The 17,882-nt window shown below is 53.0% G+C and carries 18 protein-coding genes; 9 read left to right on the forward strand and 9 right to left on the reverse strand.

The window, feature by feature from the left end:
• The first annotated feature begins 689 nt into the window (after positions 1-689).
• The 8 genes from tdcA (at position 690) to CSE01S_RS21190 (ending at position 12,041) form a co-directional block, all read left to right on the forward strand.
• A complete protein-coding gene (gene tdcA, locus CSE01S_RS21155) occupies positions 690-1,628 on the forward strand; it encodes a transcriptional regulator TdcA (protein ID WP_042292871.1) in 939 nt (312 codons plus the stop codon).
• A gap of 98 nt (positions 1,629-1,726) precedes the next feature.
• Positions 1,727-2,716 carry a bifunctional threonine ammonia-lyase/L-serine ammonia-lyase TdcB gene (gene tdcB, locus CSE01S_RS21160; protein WP_042292873.1) on the forward strand — a complete coding sequence of 330 codons (990 nt, stop codon included), beginning with the start codon at positions 1,727-1,729 and terminating at the stop codon, positions 2,714-2,716.
• A gap of 34 nt (positions 2,717-2,750) precedes the next feature.
• On the forward strand, positions 2,751-4,082 hold the full coding sequence (gene tdcC / locus CSE01S_RS21165; protein WP_042292876.1) for a threonine/serine transporter TdcC: 1,332 nt from the start codon (positions 2,751-2,753) through the stop codon (positions 4,080-4,082).
• A 31-nt stretch (positions 4,083-4,113) separates the two neighbouring features.
• Complete coding sequence (gene tdcD, locus CSE01S_RS21170) at positions 4,114-5,322, forward strand: propionate kinase (protein ID WP_042292878.1); 1,209 nt, start codon at positions 4,114-4,116, stop codon at positions 5,320-5,322.
• 32 nt (positions 5,323-5,354) lie between these two features.
• Positions 5,355-7,649, forward strand: a complete 2,295-nt coding sequence (gene tdcE, locus CSE01S_RS21175; protein WP_042292881.1) for a 2-ketobutyrate formate-lyase/pyruvate formate-lyase — start codon at positions 5,355-5,357, stop codon at positions 7,647-7,649.
• A gap of 86 nt (positions 7,650-7,735) precedes the next feature.
• Positions 7,736-9,100, forward strand: coding sequence for an L-serine ammonia-lyase (gene tdcG / locus CSE01S_RS21180; protein ID WP_042292885.1), 1,365 nt, complete (start codon positions 7,736-7,738; stop codon positions 9,098-9,100).
• A 277-nt stretch (positions 9,101-9,377) separates the two neighbouring features.
• Entirely contained in the window at positions 9,378-10,709 is a 1,332-nt protein-coding gene (locus CSE01S_RS21185; protein ID WP_042292974.1) for an SLC5/6 family protein, read from the forward strand.
• Between the two features lie 21 nt (positions 10,710-10,730).
• Positions 10,731-12,041 carry an L-cysteine desulfidase family protein gene (locus CSE01S_RS21190; protein ID WP_042292887.1) on the forward strand — a complete coding sequence of 437 codons (1,311 nt, stop codon included), beginning with the start codon at positions 10,731-10,733 and terminating at the stop codon, positions 12,039-12,041.
• 22 nt (positions 12,042-12,063) lie between these two features.
• Here CSE01S_RS21190 and CSE01S_RS23285 read toward each other — a convergent pair whose 3' ends face one another.
• Positions 12,064-12,225 (reverse strand): protein YhaL, encoded by a 162-nt coding sequence (locus tag CSE01S_RS23285; protein ID WP_167333871.1) that lies wholly within the window; start codon positions 12,223-12,225, stop codon positions 12,064-12,066.
• A 19-nt stretch (positions 12,226-12,244) separates the two neighbouring features.
• On the reverse strand, positions 12,245-12,946 hold the full coding sequence (locus CSE01S_RS21195) for a pirin family protein (RefSeq protein WP_042292890.1): 702 nt from the start codon (positions 12,944-12,946) through the stop codon (positions 12,245-12,247).
• 104 nt (positions 12,947-13,050) lie between these two features.
• Between CSE01S_RS21195 and yhaJ the strand changes: the two genes are divergently transcribed.
• Positions 13,051-13,947, forward strand: coding sequence for a DNA-binding transcriptional regulator YhaJ (gene yhaJ / locus CSE01S_RS21200; protein WP_042292892.1), 897 nt, complete (start codon positions 13,051-13,053; stop codon positions 13,945-13,947).
• Between the two features lie 50 nt (positions 13,948-13,997).
• Here the strand turns inward: yhaJ and CSE01S_RS21205 are convergent, their stop codons facing one another.
• The 7 genes from CSE01S_RS21205 to CSE01S_RS21235 all read right to left on the reverse strand — a co-directional run bounded on the left by CSE01S_RS21205 (position 13,998) and on the right by CSE01S_RS21235 (position 17,867).
• Positions 13,998-14,357, reverse strand: coding sequence for a DUF805 domain-containing protein (locus tag CSE01S_RS21205; RefSeq protein WP_042292895.1), 360 nt, complete (start codon positions 14,355-14,357; stop codon positions 13,998-14,000).
• A 225-nt stretch (positions 14,358-14,582) separates the two neighbouring features.
• Positions 14,583-14,948: a DUF805 domain-containing protein gene (locus CSE01S_RS21210; RefSeq protein ID WP_042292897.1), complete on the reverse strand. Its 366-nt coding sequence runs from the start codon at positions 14,946-14,948 to the stop codon at positions 14,583-14,585.
• A 152-nt stretch (positions 14,949-15,100) separates the two neighbouring features.
• Positions 15,101-16,087 carry a glutathione S-transferase family protein gene (locus tag CSE01S_RS21215; protein WP_042292899.1) on the reverse strand — a complete coding sequence of 329 codons (987 nt, stop codon included), beginning with the start codon at positions 16,085-16,087 and terminating at the stop codon, positions 15,101-15,103.
• Between the two features lie 120 nt (positions 16,088-16,207).
• Complete coding sequence (locus tag CSE01S_RS21220) at positions 16,208-16,600, reverse strand: DoxX family protein (protein ID WP_003024847.1); 393 nt, start codon at positions 16,598-16,600, stop codon at positions 16,208-16,210.
• A 280-nt stretch (positions 16,601-16,880) separates the two neighbouring features.
• Entirely contained in the window at positions 16,881-17,165 is a 285-nt protein-coding gene (locus CSE01S_RS21225; RefSeq protein WP_042292902.1) for a YqjK-like family protein, read from the reverse strand.
• Entirely contained in the window at positions 17,155-17,559 is a 405-nt protein-coding gene (locus CSE01S_RS21230; RefSeq protein WP_042292904.1) for a phage holin family protein, read from the reverse strand. Before CSE01S_RS21230 ends, CSE01S_RS21225 begins: the two co-directional genes overlap by 11 nt.
• Before the next feature lie 2 nt (positions 17,560-17,561).
• Positions 17,562-17,867, reverse strand: a complete 306-nt coding sequence (locus CSE01S_RS21235) for an ElaB/YgaM/YqjD family protein (RefSeq protein ID WP_042292907.1) — start codon at positions 17,865-17,867, stop codon at positions 17,562-17,564.
• Positions 17,868-17,882 lie beyond the last annotated feature (15 nt).

Below are 17,882 nucleotides of genomic sequence, written 5' to 3' on the forward strand. Positions count from 1 at the left end.
ACCCCCCCATCAGGCGGGGTTTTTGCTTTTGTGAAGCAGATGAATGCCTGTCCACAAGGATAACCATTCGGCAGAGGAGCGTATTGAACGCAAGAGATTTCCTGATATGTGACAGGAAACACAAAACGCTGGATTTGATTCTTTTGGCGACAGAAACAAAAAGCAAACGATCGCCTTCACAAAATTACTTGCTATAAAATCTATAAAAACTAGTGTTAATGGTTTGTTTGTAATGATAATGAATTGTATGCTTATATTTAATTATTGATAAAAGTAATGTTTATTTACAAACAAATACGGCAAAAAAATGTGATATGCCACAATATTTAACGTCATTTATGTTTTATATATAATTATATTTGATAAATTGCACATTAAATTTAATGACATATTTGAACGTTAATTGCACGATAATTGATTGAAATATCATCATTCGCCGATTTTGAAAATAACCACAAGTTTATCGATGTTATCGCCATAAAATATTGTTATCCCCCCCTATTTTTTTGACTAAAATCAGACTAAAGCGACATTGTAATTATATAACTGTCTGAAAAATATAAATTTAATAATTTATTTGCCAGCTTCATAAAATAATGGCAAGGCAATTTGTGAGTGGTCGCACATATCCCCCATTACGTAATTTGTTACACTCCACGCCGTCAACAAAGTTATTTGCGCAGGTCGATATGAATACGTTTGCTCTCCCAAAAACTCAGCAGTTGGTGGTCTTTCAGGAAGTAATCAGAAGTGGTTCGATCGGATCTGCGGCGAAAGAATTAGGGTTAACTCAACCAGCGGTCAGTAAAATCATTAACGATATTGAAGCGTATTTCGGCGTTGAGTTGGTGGTACGGAAAAACACCGGCGTCACCTTAACCCACGCAGGGCAGGTTTTACTCTCGTGGTCAGAGTCCATCACTCGCGAGATGAAAAACATGGTGAATGAGATGAACAGCATGACCGACAGCGCGGTGGTGGACGTCTCCTTCGGATTCCCGTCGCTGATTGGATTTACCTTTATGTCCGATATGATCCAGAAGTTCAAAGAGGTCTACCCGAAATCGCAGGTCTCTATGTATGAGGCGCAGCTCTCCTCGTTTCTGCCAGCGATTCGCGACGGACGACTGGACTTTGCTATTGGCACGCTCAGCGATGAAATGAAGTTACAGGATCTCCATGTCGAGCCGTTGTTCGAGTCAGAGTTCGTGCTGGTGGCGAATAAGTCCCGAACATGCACCGGCACCACCACGCTGGAATCGTTGCAAAACGAACAGTGGGTGCTGCCACAAACGAATATGGGCTACTACAGCGAACTCCTCACCACCCTGCAAAGAAATGGCATCAGTATTGAAAACATCGTTAAAACCGACTCTGTCGTCACCATTTATAATCTTGTTCTTAATGCCGATTTTTTAACTGTTATTCCATGTGACATGACCGCGCCTTTTGGTTCAAACCAGTTTATTACGCTCCCTGTAGAAGAATCATTACCCATTGCGCGATATGCTGCAATATGGTCTAAAAATTATCGTATTAAAAAAGCCGCCTCGGTGTTGGTGGAATTAGCGAAAGAGTATTCATCTTATAAAGGTCGCAGACGAAAGCAATTAATTGAAATCGATTAACCCAATTAAATTTAGTTAATCCAATATTAACGCCATCGCGCTGTATTTCAGCCGTTGGTCACGGTCATTTATTACTTTACAATAAGTAAGAGGTTACAATGCACATTACTTACGATCTACCGGTTGCCATTGACGATATCCTCGAAGCCAAAAAACGCCTGGCAGGAAAAATATATAAAACAGGCATGCCGCGTTCGAACTATTTTAGTGAGCGCTGTAAAGGTGAAATATTTCTCAAGTTCGAAAATATGCAGCGTACCGGTTCTTTTAAAATCCGCGGCGCGTTTAACAAGTTAAGTTCGCTGACGGATGCGGAAAAACGCAAGGGCGTGGTGGCCTGTTCCGCGGGCAACCACGCGCAGGGCGTATCGCTCTCCTGCGCGATGCTCGGTATTGACGGCAAAGTGGTGATGCCAAAAGGCGCGCCGAAATCAAAAGTTGCCGCGACCTGCGACTACTCCGCGGAGGTGGTGCTGCACGGGGATAACTTTAACGACACCATCGCCAAGGTCAGCGAAATTGTAGAAACCGAAGGCCGTATTTTTATTCCACCGTATGACGATCCGAAAGTCATTGCCGGGCAAGGCACAATTGGTCTGGAAATCATGGAGGATCTTTATGACGTCGATAACGTTATTGTACCTATTGGCGGCGGCGGTTTAATTGCCGGGATTGCCATCGCGATTAAATCCATTAACCCGACAATTAAAGTCATCGGCGTTCAGGCTGAAAACGTACACGGTATGGCGGCATCTTATCAGGCCGGAGAAATAACCACGCACCGAACGACCGGCACCCTGGCGGATGGTTGTGACGTTTCCCGCCCGGGTAATTTAACTTACGAAATTGTGCGTGAATTAGTGGATGACATAGTCCTCGTGAGCGAAGACGAAATACGCAACAGCATGATTGCCTTAATTCAGCGCAATAAAGTGGTGACAGAAGGCGCTGGCGCACTGGCTTGTGCCGCTTTATTAAGCGGGAAATTAGATAGCTATATCCAGAACAGAAAAACGGTCAGCATTATTTCTGGCGGCAATATCGATCTTTCTCGTGTATCGCAAATAACGGGTTTAGCAGACGCTTAACACCGGCTATTCATCTTTTCGTTGAGGATAGGATATGAGTACTACTGATAGCATTGTATCCAGCCAGACAAAACAGTCGTCCTGGCGTAAATCGGACACCACCTGGACACTGGGATTATTTGGTACCGCCATCGGCGCCGGAGTGCTGTTCTTCCCCATTCGCGCCGGATTTGGCGGCCTGATCCCCATTCTACTGATGCTGGTGCTGGCGTACCCCATCGCCTTTTACTGCCACCGGGCGCTGGCGCGCCTGTGCCTGTCCGGCTCGAACCCGTCCGGTAACATTACGGAAACGGTAGAAGAGCACTTTGGCAAGACGGGCGGCGTGGTGATCACGTTCCTCTACTTCTTCGCCATTTGTCCGCTGTTGTGGATTTACGGCGTGACCATTACCAACACCTTCATGACCTTCTGGGAAAACCAGTTGCAGTTGCCAGCCCTGAACCGCGGCTTTGTGGCGCTGTTCCTGCTCTTGCTGATGGCGTTTGTCATCTGGTTTGGTAAAGATCTGATGGTAAAAGTGATGAGCTATCTGGTCTGGCCGTTTATCGCCAGCCTGGTGCTGATTTCACTGTCGCTGATCCCGTACTGGAATTCGGCGGTGATCGATCAGGTCGATCTGAGCAACATCGCGCTGACCGGTCACGATGGCATTCTGGTCACCGTATGGCTCGGTATCTCCATTATGGTGTTCTCGTTTAACTTCTCGCCGATCGTCTCCTCGTTCGTGGTGTCGAAGCGCGAAGAGTATGAGAAAGATTTTGGCCGCGACTTTACCGAGCAGAAATGTTCACAGATCATCTCCCGCGCCAGCATGCTGATGGTCGCCGTAGTAATGTTCTTCGCCTTCAGCTGCCTGTTTACGCTCTCGCCGCAAAACATGGCGGATGCGAAAGCGCAGAACATCCCTGTGCTCTCTTACCTGGCGAACCACTTCGCCTCAATGTCCGGTACTAAGTCAACGTTCGCGACCACGCTGGAATACGGCGCGTCGATTATCGCGCTGGTCGCCATTTTCAAATCGTTCTTCGGGCACTATCTGGGCACGCTGGAAGGGCTGAACGGTCTGATCCTTAAGTTTGGCTATAAGGGCGATAAAACTAAAGTCTCGATGGGTAAACTCAATACCCTCAGCATGATCTTTATCATGGGGTCCACCTGGGTTGTGGCCTATGCCAACCCGAATATTCTTGACCTGATTGAAGCGATGGGCGCGCCGATTATCGCCTCGCTGCTCTGCCTGCTGCCGATGTACGCCATTCGTAAAGCGCCTTCGCTGGCGAAATACCGTGGCCGTCTGGATAACGTGTTTGTCACCGTCATTGGTCTGCTGACCATCCTGAACATCGTGTACAAACTGTTTTAAGCCTTAGGCTCAGGATGAGCGGAGTAGTGAAATGACTGAATTTCCTGTAGTTCTGGTGATTAACTGCGGTTCGTCTTCAATTAAGTTTTCAGTGCTGGATGCAACAAACTGCGACGTTTTAATGGCAGGTATTGCTGACGGCATTAACACTGAAAGCGCCTTCTTGTCGGTAAACGGAGGAGAGCCAGCAACGCTGGCTCACCACAGCTACGAAGGGGCATTAAAGGCGATCGCCTTCGAACTGGAAAAACGTAATTTAAACGACAGCGTGGCCTTAATTGGCCACCGCATCGCCCACGGTGGAAATATCTTTACCGCGTCGGCCATTATTACCGATGAGGTCATCGACAATATCCGCCGGGTTTCACCGTTAGCGCCGTTACATAACTATGCGAATCTGAGCGGAATAGAATCCGCACAGCAGTTATTTCCCGGCGTCACGCAGGTCGCTGTTTTTGATACCAGTTTTCATCAGACGATGGCGCCTGAGGCCTACCTGTACGGCCTGCCGTGGAAATATTACGAACAACTCGGCGTGCGGCGTTACGGCTTTCATGGCACGTCACATCGCTATGTGTCTCTGCGGGCGCATGCGCTGCTGGATCTTGCTGATGACGATTCAGGTCTGGTGGTGGCGCATCTTGGCAATGGCGCGTCTGTCTGCGCGGTTCGTAACGGGCAGAGCGTGGACACCTCAATGGGCATGACGCCGCTGGAAGGGCTGATGATGGGCACCCGCAGCGGCGATGTCGACTTCGGGGCGATGGCGTGGGTCGCCAGCGAAACCGGTCAGACCCTGAGCGATCTGGAGCGGGTGGTCAACAAAGAGTCCGGTCTGCTGGGAATTTCGGGTTTATCGTCCGACTTAAGAGTGCTGGAAAAAGCCTGGCATGAAGGACACGCGCGGGCGCAACTGGCGATCAAAACGTTCGTCCACCGTATCGCCCGCCATATCGCCGGGCATGCAGCGTCGTTACATCGCCTGGACGGCATTGTTTTCACCGGCGGTATCGGCGAGAACTCGGTCTTAATTCGTCGCCTGGTAGCAGAGCGTCTGGCGGTGCTGGGCGTTACGCTCGACAGTGACAGAAATAGCCTGCCGAATTCCCACGGCGAACGCATTATTTCCGCCAGCGATGCCCGGGTCATGTGCGCCGTTATTCCGACCAATGAAGAAAAAATGATTGCGCTTGATGCGATCCAGTTAGGCCGTATTCACGCGCCAGTGGAACTCGCTTAATTCATTGTTGTTCTGTAGAGAGATTATTTTTCATGAAGGTAAATATCGATACCAGCGATATGCTGTACGCCGACGCATGGCAGGGTTTTAAAGGTACGGACTGGAAAGAAGAAATTAATGTCCGTGATTTTATTCAGCACAACTATACGCCTTATGAAGGGGATGAATCTTTCCTCGCGGAAGCGACGCCAGCCACAACGGCGCTGTGGGAAAAGGTGATGGCGGGGATTCGCATCGAAAACGCGACCCATGCGCCGGTTGATTTCGACACTAACATCGCCACGACAATTACCGCGCATGACGCGGGCTATATCGAGCAGTCGCTGGAAAAAATCGTCGGTCTGCAAACGGACAAACCGCTCAAGCGTGCCCTGCATCCGTTTGGCGGCATCAATATGATCAAAAGCTCGTTTGAGGCTTATGGTCGCGAGATGGACCCACACTTCGAATACCTGTTCACCGAGCTACGAAAAACCCACAACCAGGGGGTTTTCGACGCCTATTCGCCGGACATGCTGCGCTGCCGTAAATCCGGCGTCCTGACCGGTCTGCCGGACGGCTATGGCCGCGGGCGAATCATTGGCGACTACCGCCGCGTGGCGCTGTACGGCATCCGCTATCTGGTGCGCGAGCGTGAACTGCAGTTCGCCGATCTCCAGTCAAACCTGGAGTGGGGGCAAAATCTCGAAGCCACCATCCGTCTGCGCGAGGAGCTGGCGGAACATCGCCGCGCGCTGCTGCAAATGCAGGAGATGGCGGCAAAATATGGTTTCGATATCTCGCGTCCGGCGCGCAACGCTCAGGAAGCAGTGCAGTGGCTCTACTTTGCCTACCTGGCGGCAGTGAAGTCGCAAAACGGCGGCGCGATGTCGCTGGGGCGTACCGCGTCATTCCTCGATATCTACATTGAACGTGACTTCAAGGCGGGGATCCTGACGGAGCAACAGGCGCAGGAGTTGATCGATCATTTCATTATGAAGATCCGCATGGTGCGCTTCCTGCGTACGCCGGAATTCGACACCCTGTTCTCCGGCGATCCGATCTGGGCGACGGAAGTGATCGGCGGGATGGGGCTGGATGGTCGCACGCTGGTGACGAAGAACGCTTTCCGTTACCTGCATACGCTGCACACTATGGGACCCGCGCCGGAACCAAACCTTACCGTGCTGTGGTCGGAAGCGCTGCCGGTGGCCTTTAAAAAGTACGCTGCGCAAGTGTCTATCGTCACGTCGTCGCTGCAATACGAAAATGACGATCTCATGCGTACCGACTTTAACAGCGACGACTACGCGATCGCCTGTTGTGTTAGCCCGATGGTAATCGGTAAGCAGATGCAGTTCTTCGGCGCGCGCGCCAACCTCGCCAAAACGCTGCTGTACGCGATCAATGGCGGCGTGGATGAGAAGCTGAAAATCCAGGTTGGGCCAAAAACCGCGCCGCTGATGGACGATGTGCTGGATTACGACACCGTGATGGAAAGCCTCGACCACTTTATGGACTGGCTGGCGGTGCAGTACATCAGCGCGCTGAACATCATTCACTACATGCACGACAAGTATAGCTATGAAGCCTCGTTAATGGCGCTTCATGACCGCGACGTGTATCGCACTATGGCCTGCGGTATTGCCGGGCTGTCAGTGGCGGCGGACTCCCTTTCCGCCATCAAATACGCGAAGGTAAAACCGGTGCGCGACCATAACGGTCTGGCGGTCGATTTTGTTATCGAAGGCGACTACCCGCAATACGGTAATAACGACGAGCGCGTCGACAGTATCGCCTGCGATCTGGTCGAACGTTTTATGAAGAAAATTAAGGTGTTGCCGACCTACCGCAATGCGGTGCCGACCCAGTCCATTCTGACCATTACCTCAAACGTGGTGTACGGGCAGAAAACCGGGAATACGCCGGACGGACGCCGTGCCGGTACGCCGTTCGCGCCGGGAGCCAACCCGATGCACGGACGCGACCGCAAAGGCGCGGTCGCCTCGCTGACCTCCGTGGCGAAGCTGCCATTCACCTATGCCAAAGACGGTATTTCGTACACATTCTCCATTGTGCCAGCGGCGCTGGGCAAAGAAGATCCGGTGCGGAAAACCAACCTGGTCGGGCTACTTGATGGCTACTTCCATCATGAAGCGCATGTGGAAGGCGGTCAGCATCTGAACGTCAACGTCATGAACCGGGAAATGCTGCTGGATGCCATCGAACATCCGGAAAGCTACCCGAACCTGACGATTCGCGTTTCCGGTTATGCGGTGCGCTTTAACGCGCTCACCCGCGAGCAGCAGCAGGATGTCATCTCGCGGACTTTCACCCAGGCGATGTAACATTATCGGGGCGGTCAGCCGATCGCCCCTGGTCATAATGCGTATCAAACCTGGTCTCCACTGAACGGCATTCCGAGGGTGTAGATATGATTAGCGCATTCGATATTTTTAAAATAGGTATTGGTCCTTCCAGTTCCCACACCGTAGGGCCAATGAATGCAGGTAAGCGTTTTATCGATCAACTGGTCAACAGCGGTGACTTGCTGCGTACAACGCGCATCACGGTGGATCTGTATGGGTCGCTGTCGCTGACCGGAAAAGGCCATGCTACCGATACCGCCATCATCATGGGGCTGGCGGGTAACAGTCCGCAAAACGTCAATATTGACGCCATTCCCGGGTTTATAGAGGCGGTCACTCGCAGCGGGCGTCTGCCGCTGGCGGAAGGCGCGCATGTCGTTGATTTTCCGGTGACGGACAGCATTCTGTTTCACGGCGAAACGCTTCCCCGTCACGAAAACGGTATGCGCATCAGCGCCTGGGAACACCAGCGCCGGTTGTTGAGTAAAACCTACTATTCGATTGGCGGTGGGTTTATCGTCGATGAAGAGCATTTTGGTCAGGCCCACGATGTCGAAGCCCCTGTGCCTTACGATTTCCATTCGGCGAGCGAACTGCTCAGGCTGTGTGAGCGCAACGGGCTGTCGGTCTCCGGACTGATGATGCAAAACGAACTGGCGCTGCGCAGTAAGGCGGAAATCGACGACGGATTTGCCCGTATATGGGACGTTATGCACGCCGGAATCGAGCGAGGCATGAATACCGAAGGCGTACTGCCCGGTCCGCTCAACGTACCGCGGCGGGCGGTGGCGCTGCGGCGCTTGCTGGTGTCCAGCGATAATCTTTCCAGCGATCCGATGAACGTTATTGACTGGATCAACATGTTCGCCCTCGCGGTCAGTGAGGAGAACGCCGCGGGCGGACGTGTGGTGACAGCGCCCACTAACGGGGCGTGCGGGATTATCCCGGCGGTGCTGGCCTACTACGATAAGTTTCGCCGTCCGGTGAACGCCAATTCTATCGCTCGCTACCTGCTGGCGGCAGGCGCTATTGGCGCGCTATATAAGATGAATGCGTCGATCTCCGGCGCGGAGGTGGGCTGTCAGGGAGAGATCGGCGTAGCGGCGTCAATGGCGGCGGCAGGGCTGACGGAGCTGCTTGGCGGGAGTCCGGCGCAGGTGTGCATAGCGGCAGAAATCGCCATGGAACATAACCTCGGCTTAACCTGCGATCCGGTGGCCGGACAGGTGCAAATCCCCTGTATTGAACGCAACGCGATCAATGCGGTAAAAGCGGTTAACGCCGCGCGCATGGCTCTGCGTCGCACTTCGCAGCCGCGCGTGTCGCTCGATAAAGTCATTGAAACTATGTACGAAACCGGCAAAGACATGAACGACAAATACCGCGAAACGTCACGCGGCGGGCTGGCGATCAAGGTGGTCTGCAGTTAGCCTACGCCCCGGTCCGGTAAAAAAAGCACACTTCGGTGTGCTTTTTTTATTGTGATCGCTATCAAATTAAGAAATTAATGCCTTTAAGGTGCGGTTAAGGGGAAAATTTTTCTTAACACAGGGAAAATACAGGGGTTTGTTTGTGAAGTTTTTCTCTGCGCCCGGGCGTATGATTTTTTTCATACTAACAACTCGCCTGCACACCTGTACCGCGTATCGCCCTGATGCGGCACGACAAAAATATAAAAACTTACCCTACATATTGAGCGAGAATTTTATGGAAACGGCAACGAACAGCAGTGTGATACCTGGTGCCTCCAGCCCGGCGCGCCGGGCCGGTATGACCGAAAGCGAATGGCGTGAAGCGATCAAATTCGACAGCACCGACACCGGCTGGGTCATTATGAGTATCGGGATGGCAATTGGCGCGGGGATTGTTTTTCTCCCGGTCCAGGTGGGGCTGATGGGGTTATGGGTCTTCCTGCTCTCTTCGGTCATTGGCTACCCGGCAATGTATCTGTTCCAACGACTGTTTATTAACACCCTGGCGGAATCGCCGGAATGTAAAGATTATCCGAGCGTTATCAGCGGCTACCTCGGCAAAAACTGGGGTATTTTGTTGGGCGCGCTGTATTTTGTGATGCTGGTGATCTGGATGTTTGTTTATTCCACCGCAATCACCAATGACAGCGCCTCTTATCTGCATACCTTTGGCGTCACGGAAGGATTACTCTCCGACAGCCCGTTCTATGGTCTGGTGCTCATCTGCATCCTGGTCGCCATCTCCTCGCGCGGTGAGAAACTGCTGTTCAAAATCTCCACCGGTATGGTGCTGACCAAACTTTTGGTGGTCGCGGCGCTGGGCGTGTCGATGGTGGGGATGTGGCATTTGTACAATATTGGCGCGCTGCCGCCGATGGCGCTGCTGGTGAAAAACGCGATCATCACGCTGCCGTTTACCCTGACCTCAATCCTGTTTATTCAGACCTTAAGCCCGATGGTGATTTCCTATCGCTCCCGCGAAAAATCCATTGAGGTCGCGCGCCACAAAGCGCTGCGCGCGATGAACATCGCCTTCGGCATTTTGTTTGTGACCGTTTTCTTCTACGCCGTCTCCTTTACGCTGGCGATGGGTCACGATGAAGCGGTGAAAGCTTATGAGCAAAACATTTCCGCGCTGGCGATCGCCGCACAGTTTATTAGTGGCGCGGGCGCAGGCTGGGTAAAAGTGGTCAGCGTGATCCTCAATATTTTTGCCGTAATGACCGCGTTCTTTGGCGTTTACCTGGGCTTTCGTGAGGCTACCCAGGGGATTGTGATGAACATCCTGCGCCGCAAAATGCCCGCCGAGAAGATCAACGAAACGCTGGTGCAGCGCGGCATTATGCTGTTCGCCATTTTACTGGCCTGGAGCGCCATTGTGCTCAATGCGCCGGTGCTCAGCTTTACCTCAATCTGTAGCCCCATTTTCGGCATGGTGGGCTGTCTGATCCCGGCCTGGCTGGTTTACAAAGTTCCTGCACTGCACAAATACAAAGGGGCGTCGTTGTATCTGATTATCGTCACCGGTTTGCTGCTGTGCGTATCTCCGTTCCTGGCATTCTCCTGATTGACTTTGAAGGTTGTTGTTATGTTTGAGACTACAGAAAATCCGTTGTGGCAGCGTTTTATCCTCGCCGTACAGGAGGAAGTCAAACCGGCGCTGGGCTGTACGGAACCTATTTCACTGGCGCTGGCGGCGGCGGTTGCCGCAGCCGAACTGGATGGCGCGGTTGAACGTATCGACGCCTGGGTCTCGCCAAACCTGATGAAAAACGGGCTGGGCGTAACGGTTCCCGGAACCGGAATGGTAGGACTGCCTATCGCCGCCGCGCTCGGCGCGCTGGGCGGAAACAGTCAGGCCGGGCTGGAGGTGCTGAAAGACGCCTCCGCACAAGCTATCCATGACGCGAAAGCGATGCTGAGCGCCGGAAAGGTATCGGTGATGCTGCAACAGCCCTGCGACGAAATCCTTTTTTCCCGTGCGAAGGTCTACAGCCGCGACGGTTGGGCCTGCGTGACCATCGTCGGCGGGCATACCAACATCGTGCGCATCGAAACGCACGCTGGCGTGAAGTTTGCTCAGGACACGCGGACGGACGGCGATGAGCAGGACTCTCCGCTGGCGGTGTTGTCCACGACCTCGCTCGAGGAGATTCTGGCGTTTGTGAATAACGTCCCGTTTGACGACATTCGTTTCATTCTCGACGCTGCCCGGCTCAACGGCGCGCTGTCGCAGGAAGGGCTGCGCGGCAGTTGGGGACTGCACATCGGCGCGACGCTGGAAAAACAGTGCGCACGGGGGCTGCTGGCGAACGATCTCTCTACGGCGATTATTATCCGCACCAGCGCGGCGTCCGATGCGCGCATGGGAGGGGCGACGCTGCCGGCCATGAGCAACTCCGGCTCCGGCAATCAGGGGATTACCGCCACGGTACCGGTGATGGTGGTGGCGGAGCACTTCGGCGCCGACGAGGAAAAACTGGCGCGCGCGCTGATGCTTTCTCACCTGAGCGCGATCTACATCCATCATCAGCTTCCGCGTTTGTCGGCTTTGTGTGCGGCGACTACGGCGGCAATGGGGGCGGCGGCGGGGATGGCGTGGCTGGTGGATGGGCGCTACAGCACCATCTCCATGGCGATCGGCAGCATGATCGGCGACGTTAGTGGGATGATTTGCGACGGTGCGTCAAACAGTTGTGCGATGAAGGTGTCGACCAGCGCGTCGGCAGCGTGGAAAGCCGTGTTGATGGCGCTGGACGACACGGCGGTAACCGGCAACGAAGGCATCGTGGCGCACAACGTGGAACAGTCCATTTCCAACCTGTGCGCGCTGGCGTGTCATTCTATGCAGCAAACGGACAAGCAGATCATCGAGATCATGGCCCGTAAAGCGCAGTAAGGGAGGCAACAGGCGGAAGGGGTCAGGCGGTGGCCTCTTCCTCGGCGAGCCGCACTTCGGCGTCGGCGACAATCGCCTCCAGCTCGGTCAACATCTCCTCGTAGCCAAAACGACGGGAAGCGACCGGGGTTTCTGCTGCCGCGGTAGGTTTCGCGGCAGCCTGTTTTTTGATTTTCTTACTCATAAGCAACTCCATTTACCGGCTACACCGGCAAATCTATCAGCAAAGCGCGCAGCGGCGAATCGGCGACGAGCGTTATGTTAGCTTCATCACGAATAAACGCGCCGTCGCCGCAGGTCAGCGCCTCGCGGGCTTCATCGTGCGTGACCGCGTGAAACGTACCGTGAATCGACTGCAGATAGGCACGGGGACCATGCAGTTGAAAGCGCAGGGATTCTCCCGCTTCCAGTTCAACATGATGCACCCACACCTGTTGACGCAGTTGCAGACTGCCATTCTCGCCGTCAGGAGAGGCGATCAGCTGTTGCTTCGCTTTTTCAAGCGTGGTTTTCTGCACAGACGCGTTTTCGCGTTCAGGACAGGCGTCAAGCCACAGCTGCATGCGTGTTAACGGCTTGTCCTTACTGATGTTATGTTCGCTGTAGCTAATACCCGGCTGCGTGGCGAGCAACAGCGCTTCGCCCGCTTTGGCCTGGACATGGTTGCCGTCGCTGTCGCGATATTCGGCAACCCCTTCCAGAATCAGGTTTAAAATATCCACCTTCGGGTAGGTGCGCGGCTGAAAAGCGGCGCCGGGCGCCAGCACTTCCTGATTGAGTACGCGCAGTGAGGCGTAGCCCAGCAGTTTCGGGTCGAAGTAGTGTCCAAAGGAAAAAGTGTAACGGGCCTGCAGCCATCCGTAGTCCGCTTGTCCGCATTGTTTGGCTGTTCGGGTAGTAATCATAATTCTTGACCTCTCTTTACTCCCTTTTATGTTAAGGGGCTGGACGCTACATTGTTAGCCAGATATTCTGCCCGGTATGTTCAAATTTCCTGAATGAGAACGATATGGCCAAAGAAAGGGCATTAACGCTCGAAGCGTTGCGCGTGATGGATGCGATAGACCGTCGCGGCAGCTTTGCGGCGGCGGCGGATGAACTGGGGCGCGTGCCGTCTGCGCTCAGTTACACTATGCAGAAGCTGGAAGAGGAACTGGATGTGGTGCTGTTTGACCGCTCCGGTCACCGCACAAAATTCACCAATGTCGGACGCATGTTGCTGGAAAGAGGCCGCGTTCTTCTCGAAGCGGCGGATAAACTGACTACCGATGCCGAAGCGTTGGCCCGGGGATGGGAAACGCATTTGACCATTGTAACGGAAGCGCTGGTGCCGACGCCGTCCTTTTTCCCGCTTATCGACAAGCTGGCGGCCAAAGCCAACACGCAGCTATCGGTCATTACCGAAGTGCTGGCAGGCGCCTGGGAACGTCTGGAGCAGGGGCGGGCAGATATCGTTATCGCCCCGGACATGCACTTTCGCTCGTCGTCAGAAATCAATTCGCGCAAATTATACACTCTGATGAATGTTTATGTGGCTGCGCCGGATCACCCTATCCATCAGGAGCCAGAACCGCTTTCTGAAGTGACGCGCGTGAAATATCGCGGCGTGGCGGTGGCGGATACCGCCCGCGAGCGTCCGGTGTTGACCGTACAACTGCTGGATAAGCAGCCGCGTCTTACCGTCAGTACGATTGAGGATAAGCGTCAGGCGCTGCTGGCGGGGCTTGGGGTGGCGACGATGCCTTATCCGTTGGTGGAACACGATATCGCTGAAGGGCGACTGCGGGTTGTCAGTCCTGAATCGACCAGTGAGATCGACATTATTATGGCCTGGCGGCGAGACAGTATGGGCGAGGCGAAAGCCTGGTGTCTGCGTGAGATTCCGAAACTGTTTATTGGAAAGTAATATTTGCTGGAACAATGAAATTCGGGGCAAATATATTGCCCCGAAAAATCTTAATTAATCTCACCCTGCTTAGGGTCTGCGCCGAAACGGTTATTTCCGGCGGTGCCGTTCTGGCACATAAAGACGATAAGCACAATCGCCCCGACAATCGGAATCAGGCTAATCAGCAACCACCAGCCAGAGCGCTCGGTATCGTGCAGACGGCGAACCGCCACGGCAATACTCGGCAGCAGAACGGCGAGGCTATAAATTATCGTGATGTACGGCGTTTCCATGCCGATAACGGCTTGAATAACGTTCAGAATTGCGCTGATGATCATGTTGATCAACACAAACATCCAGTACTCTTTCCTGCGCGCACGTCCCGTAAAAAGGGCATAATTTTTTAATACACCTATATACCAATCCATTAAATATCCTTATTAGTGCTAAAAAAGTCGCAGAAATATATCACGCTATATCGCTGAGGTCATTTTTATTATGCAAACTTAGGAATATTTCATGTTAATATTCGTATTAATAATAATATGATTAGATATAAATAAGATGTGAATGGATAAACGCACAGACAACAAAAAGAATATTTACCGTATAAAAATTAAAAAGGCAGCGTTTTTTTCTGCCTTTTTGGGTTCTTATGGCAGGGTTTTCGGATCCGGGCCGAAGCGGTTTTCGCCAGACGTACCATCCTGACAGTTAAAGATAATAATAACCAGCCAGCCGATGACGGGAATGAGTAACAGTAACAGCCACCATGCAGATCGATCGGTGTCGTGCAGGCGTCGGAACTGAACCGCCCACCACGGCAGAAACACGAGGATCCCATACAGGGTTGTGAGTACGCCTTCTCCGCCTGCGCGTTGCCAGCCCAGGATTTTATCCAGCACGCCCAGAACGAACGTTAAGATGACGTTGACCAGAATAAACATCCAGTACTCTTTGCGCCGGGCGCGACCACCGAACCCGATGTAGTTTCGTAGAACTTTTAAATACCAATCCATTTTCGCCTCAACCTTGGGTCAATCACTTGTTTTTAAAGCAATCAAATTAAGAATAGCTGCGAATGATCGGGGGGTAAATATTTGTGAACGGAATGAGGCCAGGTAGGCAGAAAAAGAAAGAAGCGCCGCCATCCGCGGATGGCGGCAGGGTGTTACGCGAAGCGGGTGTCGCGCCCGTGAGGCTCGCTGAGATCCTGCCACGGACCGATGGAAATGATCCCCGTCGGGTTGATGGTCTTATGGCTTCGGAAGTAGTGCGTGCGAATATGGTCAAAATTCACCGTTTCCGCAATCCCCGGCATCTGGTAAATATCGCGCAGGAAGCCGTAAAGGTTGAGATAGTCGCTGATGCGATGCTTGTCGCATTTAAAATGCGTCACGTACACCGGATCAAAACGGATCAGCGTGGTCCACAGACGAATATCCGCCTCAGTTAAGCGATCGCCGGTAAGAAAACGATGCTGACCGAGGATCTGCTCCAGGCGCGCCAGATGGGTAAAGACATTGTTAACCGCGTCGTCATAGGCCTGCTGGCTGGTGGCGAAACCAGCTTTATAAACGCCGTTATTGACGTTGTCATAAATCCAGCCGTTCAGTTCGTCGATCTTACCGCGGAGATCGGCAGGGTAGTAGTCGCCTGCTTTGGCGCCCAGCGCATCAAACGCCGTATTAAACATGCGGATGATTTCTGCGGATTCATTGCTGACGATAGTGTGGTTCTTTTTATCCCACAGTACCGGTACGGTCACCCGACCGCTGTAATGCGGGTCGGCGTGTAGATACAGTTGATACAGAAATTCGTGTTGATACAGAGTATCACCTGTCGCAGCCGGGAAGTTATCGTCAAAGGTCCAGCCATTTTCCAGCATTAAGGGATTGACGACGGAAACGGAAATAAACGGCTCCAGCCCTTTTAACTTGCGCAGGATCAGCGTACGGTGCGCCCACGGGCAGGCGAGCGAAACGTACAGATGATAACGATCTTTTTCCGCCGCAAAGCCGCCTTCACCGGAAAGACCGGGTGCGCCATCGGCAGTGAGCCAGTTACGGAATGCCGATACCGAACGCTGAAATTTGCCGCCGGTGGATTGGGTGTCGTACCAGGTGTCATGCCAGACGCCGTCAATCAGTTGTCCCATGTTTCTCTCCTTTACACGCTTCGTTGTAGGCCGACTCGAAGCAACGCGAAATCCATTAGGTATGGATAGCAAAAACGAGGAGAAGGTCTCCTCGTTTTACGTTCATCAAGTATAGTGCGTTTACCACTTTTTATTCAGCACGCGGTCGATACTAAACGCGCCCGGACCGGTGATGGCCAACAGCAGGAAGCCGCCAGCGATGGTCAGGTTTTTCATGAACATCAGTGAGTTCACCCCTTCCGCGAAATTACTGTGGAACAGAAACGCGGTCAGAAGCGTAAAACCGGCAGTAAACAGGGCGGTGGTGCGGGTCAGGAAACCAAACAGAATCGCCAGGCCGCCGCCAAACTCAAGCAGGATTACCAACGGTAACATAAAGCCAGGCACGCCCATGGCTTCCATATACTGTTGTGTACCCGCGTAACCGGTAATCTTTCCCCATCCTGCGGTAATAAACAGGATTGGCATCAGAATACGCGCGACCAGTACACCAACATCTTCTAATTTTTTCATTTTACTCTCCAGGAAACCACTCAGGCTGCTGATTATGTTTTTTAGCGCAATGGCGCGGTACTCCGCGTCATTGCTGTCGATGGAGAGAATCATAAACGTGAGTAATGAGAATTGTTAGCAAGGAAAACTGTCAAATTTCTTCAATAATTTTGATGAATATAAGATAGGGGGCTGAACAGCGACGATGGCGTATTGTGCCAGTGGGGGTTATGCGCTCAATAAGTGGGGAAAAAAGGAGAGGCCCGATAAGCGAAGCGCCATCGGGCAGAAGGCGTTCGGCCTACGCATTCAACGTCTTTTTGAATAACCGCCAGGCCGTCCAGGCACCGAATCCACGTCTTGCCCAGCGTACCAGCATATTTGGATGACGCACGGTCCAGATCGCCATCACGCTGCTGCCCACCAGCGCCCATGAACGCAGACTCAGGAGCGTGTTCCAGCCGCGATCGTAGGCGCCCGTGGCTTCCAGCCAGTCACGGCGACTGGCTGAAAGATCCAGCCTTTGCTGCTGGATCTCGCTAAGCAGTCGGGCCTTACGCTGTGCACGTTCGACTTTACCGCTCACGGCTCTCCTCCTCGAGAATTTGCCTGTCGTTCGCCAGTTCATGCCGCGTATGGCGAAGCAGCGTGGACTGACGCGCTTTGCGTAACGTCCATATGCCGCCAATCAGCGCCAGAACCAGCAGTACGACCGTGGTGGCAATCATCGCGTTGAGCCGGTACTGCGGATCAACGGCCCAGATCACCAGCACCATCAGGCTCATCAAACCAAATGCAGCGAAAAGCATGGTGAGTCCCAGCATCAGCAGCAGCTGAAAGAGGTTAGCCTTTTCTTCTTCAAGCTCAACCACCGCCAGACGCAGCCGGGTTTCCACCATCTCTACCAGAATAGAGACGATTCGCTGCCCGATGCCCAGAACGCTTTTACCGGGCCCTTGCGCGTGATGAGTGTCCGCCATAATTAGCGACGCGACAGCAGTACGCCCAGCACTACGCCAACCGCAGCACCAATACCTACGCCAGTCCATGGATTTTCGCGAACATAGTCGTCTGCACGGGCAGCGGCTTCACGGGTCTGCTTCGCGATAGCATCACCGGTTTCACCAAGACGATAGCGGCTCTCTTTCAGCGCACGTTCGGCTTTGCTACGGATCTTACTCAACTCTTCTTTCGATTTTTCGCCAGAGGAGTTCAGCACTTCTTCCAGCGTATCGGTCAGGGATTTCAACTCAGCGCGCAGATGTTCCGAAGTAGTATCTTTCGACATAGTTTTTCTCCAGAT

The sequence above is a fragment of the Citrobacter sedlakii NBRC 105722 genome, assembly GCF_000759835.1.
GTDB classification, from domain to species: domain Bacteria; phylum Pseudomonadota; class Gammaproteobacteria; order Enterobacterales; family Enterobacteriaceae; genus Citrobacter_A; species Citrobacter_A sedlakii.

Coding starts and splice junctions, on each gene's coding strand:
- tdcE (WP_042292881.1), top strand. CDS start 5,355: ATGAAGGTAAATATCGATACCAGCGATATGCTGTACGCCGACGCATGG.
- tdcC (WP_042292876.1), top strand. CDS start 2,751: ATGAGTACTACTGATAGCATTGTATCCAGCCAGACAAAACAGTCGTCC.
- CSE01S_RS21190 (WP_042292887.1), top strand. CDS start 10,731: ATGTTTGAGACTACAGAAAATCCGTTGTGGCAGCGTTTTATCCTCGCC.
- CSE01S_RS21210 (WP_042292897.1), bottom strand. CDS start 14,948: ATGGATTGGTATTTAAAAGTTCTACGAAACTACATCGGGTTCGGTGGT.
- tdcA (WP_042292871.1), top strand. CDS start 690: ATGAATACGTTTGCTCTCCCAAAAACTCAGCAGTTGGTGGTCTTTCAG.
- tdcD (WP_042292878.1), top strand. CDS start 4,114: ATGACTGAATTTCCTGTAGTTCTGGTGATTAACTGCGGTTCGTCTTCA.
- yhaJ (WP_042292892.1), top strand. CDS start 13,051: ATGGCCAAAGAAAGGGCATTAACGCTCGAAGCGTTGCGCGTGATGGAT.
- CSE01S_RS21215 (WP_042292899.1), bottom strand. CDS start 16,087: ATGGGACAACTGATTGACGGCGTCTGGCATGACACCTGGTACGACACC.
- CSE01S_RS23285 (WP_167333871.1), bottom strand. CDS start 12,225: ATGAGTAAGAAAATCAAAAAACAGGCTGCCGCGAAACCTACCGCGGCA.
- CSE01S_RS21230 (WP_042292904.1), bottom strand. CDS start 17,559: ATGGCGGACACTCATCACGCGCAAGGGCCCGGTAAAAGCGTTCTGGGC.
- CSE01S_RS21185 (WP_042292974.1), top strand. CDS start 9,378: ATGGAAACGGCAACGAACAGCAGTGTGATACCTGGTGCCTCCAGCCCG.
- tdcG (WP_042292885.1), top strand. CDS start 7,736: ATGATTAGCGCATTCGATATTTTTAAAATAGGTATTGGTCCTTCCAGT.
- tdcB (WP_042292873.1), top strand. CDS start 1,727: ATGCACATTACTTACGATCTACCGGTTGCCATTGACGATATCCTCGAA.
- CSE01S_RS21205 (WP_042292895.1), bottom strand. CDS start 14,357: ATGGATTGGTATATAGGTGTATTAAAAAATTATGCCCTTTTTACGGGA.
- CSE01S_RS21235 (WP_042292907.1), bottom strand. CDS start 17,867: ATGTCGAAAGATACTACTTCGGAACATCTGCGCGCTGAGTTGAAATCC.
- CSE01S_RS21195 (WP_042292890.1), bottom strand. CDS start 12,946: ATGATTACTACCCGAACAGCCAAACAATGCGGACAAGCGGACTACGGA.
- CSE01S_RS21220 (WP_003024847.1), bottom strand. CDS start 16,600: ATGAAAAAATTAGAAGATGTTGGTGTACTGGTCGCGCGTATTCTGATG.